Origin of the sequence: Klebsiella sp. CN_Kp106 (assembly GCF_040064575.1) — a bacterium.
GTDB classification, from domain to species: domain Bacteria; phylum Pseudomonadota; class Gammaproteobacteria; order Enterobacterales; family Enterobacteriaceae; genus Klebsiella; species Klebsiella michiganensis.
On sequence record NZ_JBEAIG010000003.1, the window covers coordinates 79,541 to 95,715 of the forward strand.

The 16,175-nt window shown below is 55.2% G+C and carries 17 protein-coding genes; 8 read left to right on the forward strand and 9 right to left on the reverse strand.

The window, feature by feature from the left end:
* Positions 1 to 537 precede the first annotated feature (537 nt).
* Both dtpA and gstA read left to right on the forward strand, forming a co-directional pair.
* Complete coding sequence (gene dtpA / locus ABLU96_RS03260; RefSeq protein WP_064405896.1) at positions 538 to 2,043, forward strand: dipeptide/tripeptide permease DtpA; 1,506 nt, start codon at positions 538 to 540, stop codon at positions 2,041 to 2,043.
* Positions 2,044 to 2,151: 108 nt separating this feature from the next.
* Positions 2,152 to 2,757 (forward strand): glutathione transferase GstA, encoded by a 606-nt coding sequence (gene gstA, locus ABLU96_RS03265; protein ID WP_004851441.1) that lies wholly within the window; start codon positions 2,152 to 2,154, stop codon positions 2,755 to 2,757.
* A 47-nt stretch (positions 2,758 to 2,804) separates the two neighbouring features.
* Here the strand turns inward: gstA and pdxY are convergent, their stop codons facing one another.
* The 5 genes from pdxY to anmK form a co-directional block, all read right to left on the reverse strand.
* Positions 2,805 to 3,665, reverse strand: a complete 861-nt coding sequence (gene pdxY / locus ABLU96_RS03270; protein WP_009654806.1) for a pyridoxal kinase PdxY — start codon at positions 3,663 to 3,665, stop codon at positions 2,805 to 2,807.
* Between the two features lie 61 nt (positions 3,666 to 3,726).
* On the reverse strand, positions 3,727 to 5,001 hold the full coding sequence (gene tyrS, locus ABLU96_RS03275) for a tyrosine--tRNA ligase (protein WP_004851444.1): 1,275 nt from the start codon (positions 4,999 to 5,001) through the stop codon (positions 3,727 to 3,729).
* 253 nt (positions 5,002 to 5,254) lie between these two features.
* Positions 5,255 to 5,911 carry a pyridoxamine 5'-phosphate oxidase gene (pdxH, locus tag ABLU96_RS03280; protein ID WP_004851446.1) on the reverse strand — a complete coding sequence of 219 codons (657 nt, stop codon included), beginning with the start codon at positions 5,909 to 5,911 and terminating at the stop codon, positions 5,255 to 5,257.
* A 57-nt stretch (positions 5,912 to 5,968) separates the two neighbouring features.
* Positions 5,969 to 6,292 carry a C-type lysozyme inhibitor gene (gene mliC, locus ABLU96_RS03285; RefSeq protein WP_014229593.1) on the reverse strand — a complete coding sequence of 108 codons (324 nt, stop codon included), beginning with the start codon at positions 6,290 to 6,292 and terminating at the stop codon, positions 5,969 to 5,971.
* Between the two features lie 92 nt (positions 6,293 to 6,384).
* Entirely contained in the window at positions 6,385 to 7,509 is a 1,125-nt protein-coding gene (gene anmK, locus ABLU96_RS03290; RefSeq protein WP_032748924.1) for an anhydro-N-acetylmuramic acid kinase, read from the reverse strand.
* A gap of 271 nt (positions 7,510 to 7,780) precedes the next feature.
* Here anmK and slyB point away from each other — a divergent pair, with 271 nt between their 5' ends.
* Both slyB and ABLU96_RS03300 read left to right on the forward strand, forming a co-directional pair.
* Complete coding sequence (gene slyB, locus ABLU96_RS03295; RefSeq protein WP_004851450.1) at positions 7,781 to 8,248, forward strand: outer membrane lipoprotein SlyB; 468 nt, start codon at positions 7,781 to 7,783, stop codon at positions 8,246 to 8,248.
* 229 nt (positions 8,249 to 8,477) lie between these two features.
* Positions 8,478 to 9,830: a GGDEF domain-containing protein gene (locus ABLU96_RS03300; protein WP_064405894.1), complete on the forward strand. Its 1,353-nt coding sequence runs from the start codon at positions 8,478 to 8,480 to the stop codon at positions 9,828 to 9,830.
* 41 nt (positions 9,831 to 9,871) lie between these two features.
* Here the strand turns inward: ABLU96_RS03300 and slyA are convergent, their stop codons facing one another.
* Positions 9,872 to 10,312, reverse strand: a complete 441-nt coding sequence (gene slyA / locus ABLU96_RS03305; protein WP_016810099.1) for a transcriptional regulator SlyA — start codon at positions 10,310 to 10,312, stop codon at positions 9,872 to 9,874.
* 171 nt (positions 10,313 to 10,483) lie between these two features.
* Here slyA and ABLU96_RS03310 point away from each other — a divergent pair, with 171 nt between their 5' ends.
* From ABLU96_RS03310 to ABLU96_RS03320, 3 genes are read left to right on the forward strand one after another with little or no spacing between them, the layout of a single operon-like run.
* Positions 10,484 to 10,720 carry a DUF1656 domain-containing protein gene (locus ABLU96_RS03310; RefSeq protein WP_004851455.1) on the forward strand — a complete coding sequence of 79 codons (237 nt, stop codon included), beginning with the start codon at positions 10,484 to 10,486 and terminating at the stop codon, positions 10,718 to 10,720.
* Positions 10,721 to 10,730: 10 nt separating this feature from the next.
* Positions 10,731 to 11,627, forward strand: a complete 897-nt coding sequence (locus ABLU96_RS03315; RefSeq protein ID WP_014229597.1) for an HlyD family secretion protein — start codon at positions 10,731 to 10,733, stop codon at positions 11,625 to 11,627.
* A complete protein-coding gene (locus ABLU96_RS03320) occupies positions 11,627 to 13,651 on the forward strand; it encodes an FUSC family protein (RefSeq protein ID WP_025105834.1) in 2,025 nt (674 codons plus the stop codon). Before ABLU96_RS03315 ends, ABLU96_RS03320 begins: the two co-directional genes overlap by 1 nt.
* Here the strand turns inward: ABLU96_RS03320 and sodC are convergent.
* Genes sodC through ABLU96_RS03335 form a run of 3 tightly spaced genes read right to left on the reverse strand, consistent with a single transcriptional unit; the run spans position 13,644 to position 15,430 of the window.
* On the reverse strand, positions 13,644 to 14,165 hold the full coding sequence (gene sodC / locus ABLU96_RS03325) for a superoxide dismutase [Cu-Zn] SodC (protein ID WP_004119475.1): 522 nt from the start codon (positions 14,163 to 14,165) through the stop codon (positions 13,644 to 13,646). The genes ABLU96_RS03320 and sodC overlap by 8 nt on opposite strands.
* 59 nt (positions 14,166 to 14,224) lie before the next feature.
* A complete protein-coding gene (locus ABLU96_RS03330) occupies positions 14,225 to 15,121 on the reverse strand; it encodes an aldo/keto reductase family oxidoreductase (RefSeq protein WP_009654772.1) in 897 nt (298 codons plus the stop codon).
* A gap of 48 nt (positions 15,122 to 15,169) precedes the next feature.
* On the reverse strand, positions 15,170 to 15,430 hold the full coding sequence (locus ABLU96_RS03335) for a DUF1289 domain-containing protein (RefSeq protein ID WP_162140793.1): 261 nt from the start codon (positions 15,428 to 15,430) through the stop codon (positions 15,170 to 15,172).
* Between the two features lie 121 nt (positions 15,431 to 15,551).
* Here ABLU96_RS03335 and ABLU96_RS03340 point away from each other — a divergent pair, with 121 nt between their 5' ends.
* Positions 15,552 to 16,151, forward strand: coding sequence for a TetR/AcrR family transcriptional regulator (locus ABLU96_RS03340; protein WP_025105836.1), 600 nt, complete (start codon positions 15,552 to 15,554; stop codon positions 16,149 to 16,151).
* Positions 16,152 to 16,175: the final 24 nt, after the last annotated feature.

Genomic DNA, 16,175 nt, shown 5'->3' on the forward strand with positions numbered 1-16,175 from the left:
CATTCACGCCATCATTTTCGCGCTGTTGCGGGTGATTATGCGGTTATATAATCATCGGCCAGCTTATTCATTTTTTTTAGAGGCAAAATTTCTATACATTTGTGATCGAGATCACCTGGTCAATTTATTGTTGATTTAATGTTAACGCCTTTGCGTGCAAACCTGCTGATTCAAATACCCTTAAGTTAAATACCAAAACAATAACCCATCAATTTTTAGGATTACGGGCTATATCACTGGATGCAAGCGCATACAGCCGAACATATCGCCATTATGCGAAAAACTTCGGATTCCAACAGATAAAAACTCTACCTTTGGCTAAACCTTGAAATTTAACTCTGAATAACATTTGAGTAGGCGGTGTATTATGCCACATGGAATATGTGTAACAGATTATTGCAAAGCTATTGCCTGAAGGGGCAGGATAGTGAACATTACCTGCCGTTTTCCCTCCAGAATAACTATAAAGGCGGCGGTCTGAGAAGATTGCGCCCCGAACACCCCCCGTTAATATGGGATGTAAAAAAAGAGGTATTTGTGTCGACTGCAAACAATAAACCAACAGAAAGCGTAAGTTTAAACGCTTTCAAACAACCACGTTCGTTCTATCTCATCTTCTCTATTGAGCTGTGGGAACGTTTTGGTTTCTACGGCCTGCAAGGGATCATGGCCGTTTACCTGGTTAAACAGCTGGGTATGTCAGAAGCGGACTCTATTACTCTGTTCTCCTCCTTTAGCGCGCTGGTCTACGGTCTGGTGGCGATTGGCGGCTGGCTGGGCGACAAGGTGCTTGGCACTAAGCGCGTCATCATGCTCGGCGCAATCGTTCTGGCTATCGGCTACGGCCTGGTGGCGTGGTCAGGGCACGATGCGAGCATCGTGTATATGGGTATGGCGACGATTGCCGTCGGTAACGGCCTGTTTAAGGCTAACCCCTCTTCCCTGCTCTCAACCTGCTATGAAAAGAACGACCCGCGTCTGGACGGTGCATTTACCATGTACTATATGTCCGTCAACATCGGTTCCTTCTTCTCTATGCTGGCCACGCCGTGGCTGGCGGCGAAGTTCGGCTGGAGCGTCGCTTTCGCCCTGAGCTTTGTCGGCCTGGTGATCACCATCGTCAACTTCGCTTTCTGCCAGCGCTGGGTTAAACAGTACGGCTCGAAGCCTGACTTCGCACCGGTGCAGGTAGGCAAGCTGCTGGCGACTATCGTTGGCGTGGTGGTTCTGGTCGCGATTGCAACCTGGCTGCTGCACAACCAGGGTATTGCACGTATGGCGCTGGGCGTGGTTGCGCTGGGCATCATCGTTATTTTCGCTAAAGAAGCCTTCGCGATGCAGGGCGCGGCCCGTCGCAAAATGATCGTCGCTTTCATCCTGATGCTGCAGGCGATTATCTTCTTCGTTCTGTACAGCCAGATGCCAACCTCCCTCAACTTCTTTGCGATTCGCAACGTTGAACACTCTCTGCTGGGCATCGCTTTCGAGCCTGAGCAGTACCAGGCGCTGAACCCTTTCTGGATCATTATCGGTAGCCCGATTCTGGCCGCCATTTATAACAAGATGGGCGATACCCTGCCGATGCCGATGAAGTTTGCTATTGGTATGGTCCTGTGCTCCGGCGCCTTCCTTGTCCTGCCGCTGGGCGCTAAGTTCGCCAGCGATGCGGGCATCGTAAACGTCAGCTGGCTGGTGATCAGCTACGGCCTGCAGAGTATCGGTGAACTGATGATTTCCGGTCTGGGTCTGGCGATGGTGGCACAGCTGGTTCCGCAGCGCCTGATGGGCTTCATTATGGGTAGCTGGTTCCTGACTACCGCTGGCGCCAACCTGATCGGCGGCTACGTGGCGAACATGATGGCGGTGCCGGATAACGTGACTGACCCGCTGATGTCGCTGGAAGTTTACGGTCGCGTGTTCCTGCATATCGGTGTCGCCACCGGCATTATCGCCATCCTGATGCTCATGACGGCGCCGAAGCTGAACCGTATGACCCAGGACGACGATAAAACGGCAAAAGCCAGCGATACCGCTACGGCTTAAGCTCCCCGGGAAAACCCATAAATTTAAACCGCTAACGCGCTGTTAGCGGTTTTTTTTTACCCCTGGGCGGACTAACATACAGGAAACCGCAGCCACGAGGAGTTACCGATGAAACTGTTCTACAAATCCGGCGCTTGTTCTCTTGCTTCGCATATCGCGCTACGCGAAAGCGGGCTGGACTTCACCCTGCAGGGCGTTGACGTGATGAAAAAACGTCTCGAAAACGGGGATGATTATCTGCAGATCAACCCGAAGGGTCAGGTACCGGCGCTGCTGCTGGACGATGATGTGCTGCTGACGGAAGGCGTGGCCATTATGCAATATATCGCCGATCGCGTGCCGGACCGCCAGCTGCTGGCGCCGGTGGGAAGCATTGCCCGCTATCAGACGCTGGAGTGGCTAAACTACGTGGCGACGGAGCTGCATAAAGGTTTTACCCCGCTGTTTCGCCCGGATACGCCGGAGGATTACAAACCTGTCGCTCGCGCGCTGCTGGACAAAAAAATGCAGTACGTGAACGAATGCCTGGAAGATAAAGAGTGGATTAACGGGCACCGTTTCACTATCGCCGATGGCTACCTGTTTACCGTGCTGCGCTGGGCGTACGCCGTGAAGCTGGATATGGAAGGCTATAGCAATATTGCAGCCTGGATGAAGCGCGTTGCCGCGCGGCCTGCGGTAGCCGCCGCCCTCGAGGCTGAAGGGCTGAAGTGAAGCCGATGCTTGCCCGACGCAGGTCGGGCAAGTTGTTCTCACGCCTCTTAAAGCTGCGTGGCGCTGAAGTAGTGCTCCGGCTGCGCGATGCGATCCTGAGCCGCCACAACCTGTAGCTCATACTCCTGCATATTTTTTGTCGCCAGCATGATTTCATACACCGCGGCGGTCACGTGCTCCAGCGCATCGCGCAGTCCCGCGCCCTGCAGCAGCTTAACCAGCAGCAGCCCGCTGGTGACATCGCCGACGCCCACCGGCTGGCGCATGCCAAAATCCACCAGCGGACGGCTGATGTGCCAGGCTTCCTGCGCGGTGACCAGCAGCATTTCAAAACGATCCATACTCAGCCCGGCCCGCGAAAGATGCTTCACCAGCACCACTTCCGGCCCCTGCGCGATCAGCTCGCGCGCGGCCAGCACCGCTTCGTTGACGTTCGCCACCGGATGCCCGCAGAGGATCTCCAGCTCAACCAGGTTTGGCGCAATAATATCGCTCGCCGGCAGCGCATAGCGTACATGAAACTCCGCGACGCCGGGCGCCACGATACAGCCCTTTTCAGGGTGCCCCATGACCGGATCGCAGAAATATTTCGCGGCCGGATTGGCGCTTTTCACCTGACGCACGATACCAAGAATATGTTCGCCCTGTTCCGCCGATCCCAGGTATCCGCTTAATACCGCGTCACAGCGCTGCAGCTGGTTAATATCGGCAATCCCCTGAACAATTTCCGTCAGATGCGCTGGCGGCATCACGCAGCCGGTCCACTTTCCGTATTGGGTATGGTTGGAGAATTGTACGGTATTAAGCGGCCAGACGTTGGCACCAAGGCGGCGCATCGGAAATTCAGCGGCGCTGTTGCCCGCATGGCCAAACACAACGTGGGACTGGATGGCGAGGATATTCTTCATCTTGATTACCTGAGAGCAAAAAATAAGGGGCGCGGTTTCCCACGCCCCTGCCTTTACGCAATTACTTCCAGCAGACCAGACAGTAATTTTTCTTACCGCGACGCAGTAAGGTGTAGCGACCAAAGAGACGGTCGGCATCAACAAATACGTATTCCGGGTCGGACTGTTTTTCGCCGTTGATGGTCACCGCATTGGATGCGATGGTTTTACGCGCCTGACCGCGGGACGGCTGCAGTTCAGAATCCACCAGCGCCTGCATCAGATCGGCGCCTTTATCCATTTCGATCATCGGCACGCCATCCTGCGCCAGCTGTTCGAAATCGGCTTCGCTCAAATCGCTCAGGTTACCGTTGAACAGGCTCTCGGTAATGCGTTTTGCCGCCACAAGACCTTCTTCACCGTGCACCAGGCGGGTCACCTGTTCGGCCAGCACATACTGGGCGCGCGGTGCTTTACCGCTGTTTTTGTCTTCTTCTTCCAGGGCATTGATTTCAGCCATGTCCATAAAAGTGAAGAACTTCAGGAAGCGATAAACGTCGGCATCCGCGGTGTTGATCCAGAACTGGTAGAACTTGTACGGACTGGTTTTCTTCGGATCCAGCCACACTGCGCCGCCTTCGGTTTTACCGAATTTCGTGCCGTCCGCCTTGGTGATCAGCGGAACGGTGAGGCCAAAGACCTGGTTCTGGTGCAGACGACGGGTCAGGTCGATACCGGAGGTAATGTTGCCCCACTGGTCAGAACCGCCGATTTGCAGCGCCACGCCGTGCAGCTTGTTCAGGCAGGCAAAGTCGTAACCCTGCAGCAGGTTGTAGGAGAACTCGGTAAAAGAGATGCCCTGGTCGTCACGGTTCAGACGCTGCTTCACCGCTTCTTTGTTAATCATCTGGTTTACCGAGAAGTGCTTGCCGATATCACGCAGGAAAGTCAGCACGTTCATGCTGCCAAACCAGTCGTAGTTGTTGGCGGCAATGGCAGAATTTTCACCGCAATCAAAGTCGAGGAAAGGCGCGACCTGTTTACGAATTTTATCTACCCACTCCTGCACGGTATCTTCAGTGTTCAGTTTACGCTCCGCGGCTTTAAAGCTCGGGTCGCCAATCAGACCGGTCGCGCCGCCCACCAGGGCAACCGGTTTATGGCCGGCCATCTGGAAGCGTTTCAGGCATAACAATGGAACAAGATGCCCCAAATGCAAGCTGTCAGCGGTGGGATCGAAGCCGCAATAGAGCGCGATCGGGCCTTGCGCCAGTCGCTCTGCTAACGCTTCTTCGTCCGTCACCTGGGCTATCAGCCCCCGCTCCTGCAATTGTTTAATCAAGTTACTGCTTGCCATCAAATTCTCCATCTATAAAACGACTGCACCTCTGCCGGTACACGACTTTTCGCCAGACGCGAAAAAAATATCTACGCAAAATTATTCAAGCTGCGTCGCCGCGGCAAGCATGTGAAAGCCCAGGGAACTTACTCAGGTAAGCGACAGAGCCAGGCAGGCGCAGCTAACAAAGATGCAGCTTGAAAAATGAAGCGTATAGAATAAAGCGCCGGGCCACGATGCACCAGCGCTTAACACAACATTTTTGCGTCCTTTATGGCGCCAGTCGGTCGATTTGCCAGCCGCCGTTTTGCCGCTGGTAGAGAAAACGATCGTGCAGACGATGCTCGCCGCCCTGCCAGAACTCCATCTGTTCGATACTGACGCGGAATCCGCCCCAGAAGCTCGGCAGCGGCACTTCGCCCTGCTGGAATTTTTGCTTAAGCTCCAGGAACTTACTCTCAAGAATGCCGCGCGCCGAGATACGGCTTGACTGCTGCGACACCCATGCGCCAATCTGACTATCGCGCGGACGGCTATGGAAATATTTCACCACTTCCAGCGTTGAAAGGCGTTCCGCTTTACCGATAACCATCACCTGACGTTCCAGCATATGCCATGGGAAAAGCAGGCTGATGCGGGGATTTTTTTCAATTTGATGGGCTTTGCGGCTGCCGAGGTTGGTATAGAACACCAGGCCTTTCTCATCGTAGTGCTTGAGCAACACGATGCGCTGGTAAGGCTGCGAGTTTTCATCGACGGTCGCGACAACCATCGCCGTTGGGTCAGCGAGCTTTGCGTCACAGGCCTGACGCAGCCAGCGCTCAAAGAGTGCCAGAGGTTCGGCGGGAAGATCGTGGCGGCGCAGGCCACCACGGGTATACTCACGGCGCAGGTGCGCGATTTGCTGCAATTCGTCGTTATCAGACATGGCAATTGAGAAAATAATCAAAGGGTAGCGTTATTGTGCGCCCCCATGGCTGAAATCTCAACGTTTGGCGGTTTGCAGCTGACAGTTTTCCAGCACGATACGGTCCCGTTTATAGACGGTGGCGCTATCGCCCTTCGACCAGAAGACGTAAACGCCATCGGTATAGCGCGCGCCAGAAGCGGAGAGCCCCTGCTGTAAATTGAGCTGCTGATTATCGTAAATAAAGCTGACCTGCTGGCGAGTATGATTGAGATGGACGGTCAACGGTTTCTGGTCACACTGATACTCGAGGGTGTCCGTATTCATCCGCTCGACAAACTGGTTGTAGTAGCTACAGCCCGCCAGCATAAAAGGTACAGCAAGAATAAGAATTTTTTTCATCAATTTGCCTTCGACTTTCCCGGTCCGGGAAGGCATAACGCCCTCCCTCAACGCTGTCCAGTTTACGAAGAAACCGGCGCGGGTGATTTCAGTTAACTCTGATTTTGCGGCGGATTGGCCGGAAAAATCGCACCAAGCACGGAAGCTTGCGACGCGCCGGTCACGGAAGGGAGATTGCCGGGTAGTCCGGCAAGCGTCCGCCACGCCAGCCATGCGAAAGCCAGCGCCTCCATATCATCACCGCTGATCCCCGCCTCATCGGTCGTCGATACCTCGGTTCCCGGCAGCAGCGCCGCCAGACGGGCCATCAGAAGCGGATTGCGCGCCCCGCCGCCGCATACCAACAGACGTTCACATCCCCCGCTGAGCAGCACCTGTTCACTGATGCTGACGGCGGTCAGCTCCGCAAGGGTCGCCTGAACGTCCTGGGCGCGAAGCCCCGGATAACGCGCCAGATGCTGCGACAGCCAGCCGTAGTTAAAGTATTCACGACCGGTGCTCTTTGGCGCCGGCAGCGCAAACCACGGATCGCTTAGCATATCCTGCAGCAACGGCAGCACAATTTTACCCTCGCTGGCCCACTGTGCGTCTTTATCAAAGGGTTTACCACACTGACGCCAGACCCACGCATCCATCAGCATGTTGCCCGGGCCGGTGTCGTAGCCGCGCACCGGCAGACCTGGCGCCAGCAAAGAGAGGTTGGCGATCCCGCCAATATTGAGAACCATTCGACGCTCAACCGGGTGCGCCAGCAGCGCGTGGTGGAACGCCGGGACCAGCGGCGCGCCCTGCCCGCCGAGCGCCATATCGCGACGGCGAAAGTCCCCGACCACCGTCACGCCGGTATGCGCGGCAATCTGGTTATTGTCGCCAATCTGCAGAGTATGCGGCGCATCGCCTGCTGGCTCATGCCAGACCGTTTGGCCGTGGCAGCCGATAGCGATGATGTCAGCCGCCTTAAGCTTTTCCTGAGCCATCAATGCCAGAACCGCATCGGCAAATAGGCGTCCCAGGCGCGTATCGAGCCGCCCCAGCTGCGAGAGAGTCAGCGGCTGCCCCTGGCAGATGGCCAGGATATCTTCTTTAATCGCGATGGGGATGGGATAGGTCAGGCTGGCCTGCTGGGCAACCAGATTTTCATTAATTGCTGCGAGAACAACATCAACACCATCAAGGCTGGTGCCGGACATAACGCCGATAAAGCGGCCTGATTTCATACGCTTTCCTTCATTCCATGACTCTCGTATATCCCCACACTCCATCATAAACGAGGGGGCAAAGCTACGCTGCTATAATACTTTTTAACAATACAAGCAGCGCTGCCGGTTCTTAGGGTAAAGAACTTGTGTTTAGTTTAGGTTGAGACGACTCTGATTATTATTTTTTGTATAGTCGTTGCATCTGCTATGCCAGCAGACGCTTAAATGCCATATAATTGGCTACAAGGAAGTTCAACAGAACGCTTCTTGGTGAACAGGAGATTCATAAATGATTTTACGTGTTTTGGCTGTCTCGATGATTGGTTTTACGCTTGCAGGCTGCGTCAGCAGCAGCGGCCTGTCCGGCGATGTTTACTCCGCATCTGAAGCCAAACAGGTCCAGAGCGTGACCTACGGCACCATTGTGCATACCCGCGCGGTGCAGATTCAGGGCGGAGATGACAGCAACGCCATCGGCGCTATCGGCGGCGCGGTGCTCGGCGGCTTCCTCGGTAACACCATTGGCGGCGGCACGGGTCGCTCCCTGGCAACGGCGGCAGGCGCTGTCGCCGGCGGCGTAGCCGGTCAGGGCGTACAGGGCGCGATGAACAAAACTCAGGGCGTTGAGCTGGAAATCCGCAAAGATGACGGTAACACCATCATGGTAGTGCAAAAGCAAGGCAGCACGCCGTTCTCCGTCGGCCAGCGCGTAGCCATTGCCGGCAGCGGCAGCCAGGTTACGGTCTCCCCGCGCTAAATCTTCTCTCTGCGGCCCGGACGGGCCGCTTATTGATATAAAATACGCATTATTTTCCCATCGTAAATAAATAATTCATATATATTTATATTTTTCTTTTATACACACACTAATTTGCGCCCGCGCAATATTCTGCCCGCCACCATCACGTATTCTCCAGCCAGTATTATTTAAAAGCATTCACGACTATCTTGTCGTTTTACCTTCGCACTTCTCAGGGATGATGACTATGCGCGTTAATATAAAAAGCTTACCCTACCGGATATTTATTTACGCTGTCGCGTGCGGCTTATCCATTGCCGTGGTTAATTTTATCACTACCTCATTAATTCATCGTATCTCTACAACATCATCCATGCTTTTCCCAGTACTGACTATTTCACTGATGGGTTTTCATATTATGATTGCCTGCTTTATGGGCATGAAATATCTGTGTGATAAAAAACAGCTGTACCTGGCCCCGATAGCCTTCGCATTTACCTGCTCGGCCCTGCTGATGCTGGGAACGATAGGCAGCTATCCCGACTGGCTGGTCTGCGCTCAGGGGCGCGAGATCAATCAAAATGACGCGCTGATTTTTTATTTTTTCCGCAACGTAATGATGGCTGTTTTATTTATAACCTCAATTATTTTATATCGCATCCGACATATTACCGGCCACTCAAGAAAAATTCACGGTGCGGTGCTCAGTAGTTGTTTTATTTTTATCACCGCAACGCTCATATTATCGTGGGTTCATTCAAGCAACTCGCCGTTGCTAAGCATTGAATTCATTGACAATCTAACCTACACCTTTACGCCACTATGGCATAATCGAATTGGCTGGCTATTAATTATCATATGGTCATTAACGCTGATTTTACTGATCGGCCTGACTCGGCTGCGTAATATATTCTGGTACAGCGGCGCTTTTTTTTGTACCGCCTATATCTTTACGCTGCTGGTGCTGCTCTCCACGGTTAGCGGTAACGCTCACTCGTGGAATCAGGCGCGACTTTTTGAAACGCTGAGCACCCTGTTTCTGATTTTAATTCTGCTTGGTGACGTTTTTATACTCTATCGCGAATCAAACGAAAGATACGTCCGCTCTTACCAGAACTCGATTCGCGATCCCCTGACCCGGCTGTATAACCGCAGCTATTTCTATGACACCCTGACTCAGCGGTTGTCGAAGGCTTCCGCTTCACAGCCGCTGTCGGTTATCGTCTGCGACCTCGATCGCTTTAAGCGCATCAACGACACCTACGGTCACGTGCAGGGAGATAAGGTGATTCAGTTTGCTGCCAGCGTGTTGCAGAACAACGTGCGCCAGGAGGACATTGCCGCGCGTATCGGCGGGGAAGAGTTTGCCGTGCTGCTGGTGAATATCGGCGCCAACGAAGCGCTGGCAATCGCCGAACGTATCCGCCTGTCGGTCAGCGAGAAGCAGGAGGGATTACCGGAGAGAATGACCATCAGTATGGGCGTGTTCACCACGCAGGATGCGCACGTTTCGGCAGAAGAGTGCGTTAAGCGCGCGGATACCGCGATGTACGAAGCGAAAAACAGCGGGCGTAACCGCGTAGTGGTCTGGCGTGAATAAACAAAAAAGAGGCCTTGAGAGTCCTCAAGGCCTCGCTAAGGTCAATCTTTTGCCTGGAGATCGAGAATATTGTGTTCAAGTTTACGAATCAAATTAAGCAGCGTTTCCACCTCTTCCTTAGATACGCCGGCCAGAATCTCATCACGCGTTTTGCCGATAACCTCTTCCATTTCGTTGATCAGAGGCTCGGCTTTTTCGGTAAGCTTGATACGTTTTGCCCGCCGATCGTTAGCACAGGTCTGGCGAGAAATAAGCCCTTTCTCCTCCAGCTGGTCGAGCGTGCGAACCAGCGACGGCTGCTCAATACCTATGGCTTTCGCCAGCTGAATCTGCGACTGTTCAGGCGGCAGCTGGTGAATGTTATGCAGCGTGACCCAGTGCGTCTGCGTTAACTCCAGAGGTTTCAGGCGATGGTCGATTAGCGCGCGCCAGACGCGCACCAAACGTGCCAGATCAGAACCAAGTGGCGATTCCAATTTCATCTCCTTATAATTAGCTTGCTAAGTTATTATACTGATTTTAGAATAGTGTGCAGCATTTAAATTACCAAAACAAATGAATTACCCGATTCACTAAAATCAGAACAATGATTTACAATGTGAATAATCGCATAACCTGAACATTCCTCCTGCAACGGCAAAGGATTTTTGCTTGTGAAACTGAGTCTTAACACTGCCGGATTGTCGCTCCAGGACCTGGTGTTCGGCGCTTCTGTCTATTTCCCTCCCGTGTTTAAAGCCGTTTTGCTGGGCTTTTTTATCTGGTTGATTATCCACCGCCAGCTGCGGGACTGGATGTATGCAGGCGAGATTTGGCATCCCCTGCTAATGGACCTCTCCTTCTTTGCGCTCTCCGTCTGTCTGGCGCTGGTTTTACTGACTATCTGGTAATGTTCATTACATGAAGAAACTAAAATACTTATCCACGCTGCTGGTCGCCGCGCTGGCTATTATTGCCGCCTGGCTGGTCTGGAATTACTACACGCAATCCCCGTGGACCCGCGACGGCAAGGTCCGCGCCGAGCAGGTTGGCGTCACGCCCCAGGTTTCCGGCAGCATCCTGCAGCTCAACGTGCGCGACAACCAGCTGGTTAAAGCGGGAGACGTGCTGTTCAGAATCGATGACACGCCTTATAAAATCGCCCTGCTCAACGCCCGGGCGCAGCTTGCTAAAGCCAAAGCGGAAGTCGCCCGCGCGCAGGCAGAACAGAAAAAAGCCGCCAGCGATGCCAGCCGTCGGCGCCATCTTTCACAGAACTTTATCTCGGCAGAAGATTTAGAAAACGCCAACACCGCGCTGAATACCGCCACGACCAACCTCGAAGCCGCTAAGGCCGTGGTTGGCGTGGCGCAGGCCACTCTCGATCACGCCCAATGGCAGCTCACGCAGACGGAAATAAAAGCGCCGGTTGACGGCTGGGTTACCAATCTCTCAACCCGGGTTGGCGACTACGCCGCCGTTGGCCACCCGGTTTTCGCCCTCGTGGACAGCCGCTCCTTCTACGTGGTGGGTTATTTTGAAGAAACGAAACTGCGCAATATCCGTCCCGGTGACAGCGCGCAGATCATTCTTTATAGCAGCAAGCAGAAGTTACAGGGTCACGTGAGCAGCATCGGACGCGCCATCGTCGACCAGAGCGTGGAGAGCGGCGGCGATCTGGTAGCGAACATTAAACCGAATATTCCGTGGGTCCGACTTGCCCAGCGCGTACCGGTGCGTATTGAGTTTGATCATTTGCCGCCGGATACCATCCTGGTCTCCGGTACCACCTGCACCGTAGCCATCGGCGCGCAATAATGAAGCTGCAGGCTCTGACGTGGCGCTCGCTCCCGTGGATTAAGGCCAGCCGTCCGCAGTGGCGCTATGCCTTGCGTAACGGGATTGCCATGTGCCTGGCGCTGAGCGTCGCCTACTGGCTGAATCTTGACGAACCCTACTGGGCGATGACCTCCGCCGCGGTGGTCAGCTTTCCCACCGTCGGCGGGGTGATCAGCAAAAGCTTCGGGCGTATTGCCGGCAGCCTGCTCGGCGCCTGCGCGGCGCTGCTGCTGGCCGGGCATACGCTCAACGATCCGTGGCTGTTTCTGTTCAGCATTTCGGCGTGGATAGCCCTCTGCACGTGGGCCTGCGCGATGTTTACCAATAACGTCGCCTACGCTTTCCAGCTTGCGGGCTACACCTGCGCGATTATCGCTTTCCCGGTTATCAATATCACCGACGCGAACGAACTGTGGACCATCGCCCAGTCGCGCGTCTGCGAAGTCATCGTCGGTATTTTGTGCGGCGGGCTGATGATGATGATCTTACCGAGCACCTCCGATGGCGCTACGCTGCTGACGGCGCTGAAAAACATGCATGCGCGCCTGCTGGAACACGCCAGCCTGCTGTGGGTGCCGGAAACGACCGATGCCATTCGCACCGCGCACGAGAGCGTGATCGGGCAAATCCTGACCATGAATCTGCTGCGCATTCAGGCTTTCTGGAGCCACTATCGCTTTCGTCGGCAAAACCCGCTGCTGAACTACCTGCTGCATCAACAGCTGCGAATGACCAGCGTGATTTCGAGCCTGCGGCGAATGCTGCTCAACTGGCCCACCGCGCCCGCCCGCACCCGCGAGATACTGGAGTCGTTGCTCAACGAGTTATCTCATGCCAACGCCGACGCCCTGAGCGTTGCCCGCATCATCGCTCCGCTGGCGCCCCCCGCGGACGCTGACTACCGGCATATCGCCTTCTGGAAGCGTCTGCGCTACTTCTGTCGTCTCTATCTGGAGAGCAGCCGCTGGCTCAGGCGCATCGAAAACGCCAGCGCGATAACCGAATTTAACGTACCTTCCGCGCCAGCGCTGGCTCGCCATACCGATCAGGCCGAAGCCTTATGGAACGGCGTACGCACTTTTTGCGCGCTGGTGATGGTCGGCGCCTGGGGAATTAGCACCCAATGGCAGGCCTGCGCCGCAGCTCTGACCCTGGCGGCGATCTGCTGCGTGCTCTATTCGGTCTCTCCTTCGCCGTTTAAGTCACTAACGCTGCTGATGCGTACCCTGATCCTGCTTTCACTCTTTAGCTTTGTGGTGAAGTTTGGCCTGATGGTGCAGATAACCGATTTATGGCAGTTCCTGCTGTTTCTGTTTCCCCTGCTGACCACCATGCAGCTGCTGAAACTCCAGATGCCTAAGCTCGCCGGACTGTGGGGGCAGCTGATTGTATTTATGGGGTCGTTTATTTCGGTGACCAACCCGCCGGTCTACGACTACGCATCGTTTCTTAACGATAATCTGGGCAAAATCATCGGCGTCGGCCTTGCCTGGCTGGCGTTCGCCATCATCAGCCCGGGTTCAGACGCGCGTAAAAGCCGCCGTCATATCCGTGCGTTACGGCGTCACTTTGTCGACCAGCTAAGCCGCCGCCCGCAGCATAGCGAGCATGAATTTGAATCGCTGGTTTATCACCACATCAGCCAGCTCAGCAATAGCCAGGATGCGCTGGCGCGCCGCTGGCTGCTGCGCTGGGGCGTGGTTTTGCTCAACTGTTCCCACGTGGTGTGGCAGCTTCGCGAGTGGGAAACCCGTTCCGACCCGCTATCGCAGGTGCGCGATTTATGCATCAGCCTGCTGCGGGATGTGATGAGCGAGCGCGGGGTACAGCAGCGGCCACTCGCCTCGACGCTGCAGGAGCTGCAGCGCATCTGCGACGCGCTTAATCACCACCACCAGCCGGCAGCCAAAGAGCTGGCGGCGGTTATCTGGCGACTGTGGTGCGCGCTGTCGCAGCTGGAACAGGCGCCCATTGCCGGCACCTTAACGGAAAGAACTACTTAATCACGCCGCAGGCGAACCGCTCGCCGCCGCCGCCAAGGGGCTGCGGGCTATCGGACATATTGTCGCCCCCCACGTGAATCATCAGCGCCTTCCCTTTAACCTCATCCAGCGTTTTTAAGCGCGGCGCGACCACCGGCTGGGTTGCTTTACCGTCGTTATTGACCACCAGGAACGGCAGATCGCCGAGGTGACCGGCGCCGTCGGGACCTTCATGCTTACCGGTTTTTTGCGGATCGTAGTGCCCGCCTGCTGCGCCAGCGGCGACGGCTTTACCCTCTTTAATCGCGGGCTGGCAGCTGCCGTTGGCGTGGATATGGAAGCCGTGCTCGCCGGGAGGCAGCGCCTTCAGGTCTGGCGTAAATTCCAGGCCTTTCGCGGTTTCGCTGATTTTAACGCTACCGATAGCCTGACCGACGCTCTGGCTGGTGACAAGATTGATATCGACGCTTTCACTGGCCGCCTGCGCGCCTGCGCACGCGGCCAGGGTAAGTATGGCGAGAATACATCGTTGCATAACACCTCCTTAATGGCTCTGTCGCTACTAAGTGTAGGCCATTGCGGAGGTGATGGGGTTTACGGAACGTCGTAACCTAACGCCGCTTTGCGGATACGGAACCACTGCTGGCGGGACATCTTCAGCTTTTCGGCCACCACCGCGGAACGCACGCGCTCTATTTTCCCTGAGCCAATAATCGGCAACGGCTGCGACGGCAGGCGCAGGATCCAGGCATACACCACCTGCTCAATGCTCTCCGCATTCAGCTCCTGAGCAACGCGCGCCAGCTCATCGCGCAGCGGCTGGAAGCTGTCGTCGTTAAACAAACGACCGCCGCCGAGGCAGGACCAGGCCATCGGGCGAATACGCAGCTGCTGAAGCTGATCCAGCGTACCGTCAAGCAGCAGCGGCTGATGAACCGGAGAAATTTCCACCTGGTTGGTCGCCAGGGTAAACGGCAGGCGCGACTGCAGCAGGGTAAACTGGGCGGGGGTAAAGTTCGATACGCCGAAGTGACGAACCTTGCCGCTATGGTGAAGGGCCAGGAAGGCTTCCGCCACTTCATCCGCATCCATCAGCGGGTCCGGACGATGAATCAGCAGCAGGTCAATATGGTCGGTGGCAAGGTTACGCAGCGACTGCTCCGCGCTGAGAACAATATGGTCGCGGTCGGTAATATAGTGGCCGATGGTGTTTTCCGCCCGCGCTTTCGTGGCAATCCCGCACTTGGTGACAATTTCCATCCTGCTGCGCAGATGCGGCGCCAGCTTTAGCGCTTCGCCAAACGCCGCCTCGCAGCGATAGTCACCGTAAATATCGGCATGATCGATGGTGGTAATGCCCAGATCCAGGTGTTGCTCAACAAAGCCCACCAGCGCCTGAGCGGACATATTCCAGTCCATCAGACGCCAGTAGCCCATCACAAAACGAGAGAATTCCGGCCCCTGCGGAGCCATAGCAATACGCTGAACCATAACAGCTTCCTCAATAAAAAAGTGCCCTGAGTATACGCAATTTTAGGCTTAAAACAGTGAGGGTTGCTGCGGTTCTTCCGCACTATCCTGCTTAGCTGCGCGTAATTTGCGCAGTAGCCGCTGACGGCACAGACGCAAAACATCCTGCTTTTGCGCATCGCTCATTTTCTGCCAGTTGAAACGCTCGTCGCGGCTACGCATACACCCCCGACAGTAGCCGCGTTCATCAGACTGACAAATCCCCCGGCACGGACTCTGTACCGGGAAGAATTCCAGTTGTTCAGCCACTTCGCCTCTCCTGCCGCTCATCTCTTTCTTTATTGAAGACGTTTCATCCGCCGTACGCAAATTTTGTTCATCAGCCTCTGCGCCAGGCGGCATTTTTAATTATGACTTGCATTAGACCAATCGGTCTATTACAGTGAGCGCCATGAACAAGCACAGTGAATGTAACACCCGCGAACATATCCTGGCCACCGGCGAGCAGCTCTGCATGCATCGGGGGTTTACCGGTATGGGTCTGAGCGAACTGCTGAAAACAGCGGAGGTGCCGAAAGGCTCTTTCTATCACTATTTTCGCTCTAAAGAAGCCTTTGGCGTTGCGCTGCTCGACCATCACTACGCCGGATATCTTCAGCGCCTGGTCGATCATTTTGACCACGGCGAGGGGAACTATCGCGACCGCCTCCTGGCCTACTATCAGCATACGCTGACGCAGTTTTGCCAGCAGGGCATCATCAGCGGCTGTCTGACGGTGAAGCTGTCGGCAGAGGTCTGCGATCTGTCGGAAGATATGCGCACCGCGATGGATAAAGGCGCCAGCCAGATCATCGTTCTCCTCGGCGATGCGCTGGAGAAAGGCCGTCAGGAGGGCAGCCTTGCGTTTGAGGGCGACGCCTTAACGCTTTCGCAGGTGCTTTACTCCCTGTGGCTGGGGGCGAATCTGCAGGCTAAAATTACGCGTAGCGCAACGCCGCTGGAAAGCGCCCTTGCCCACGCCAAACGTATTATTGCTGCGCCTGCCGTTTAACAGGCGTTTTTATTTACCCCGTTT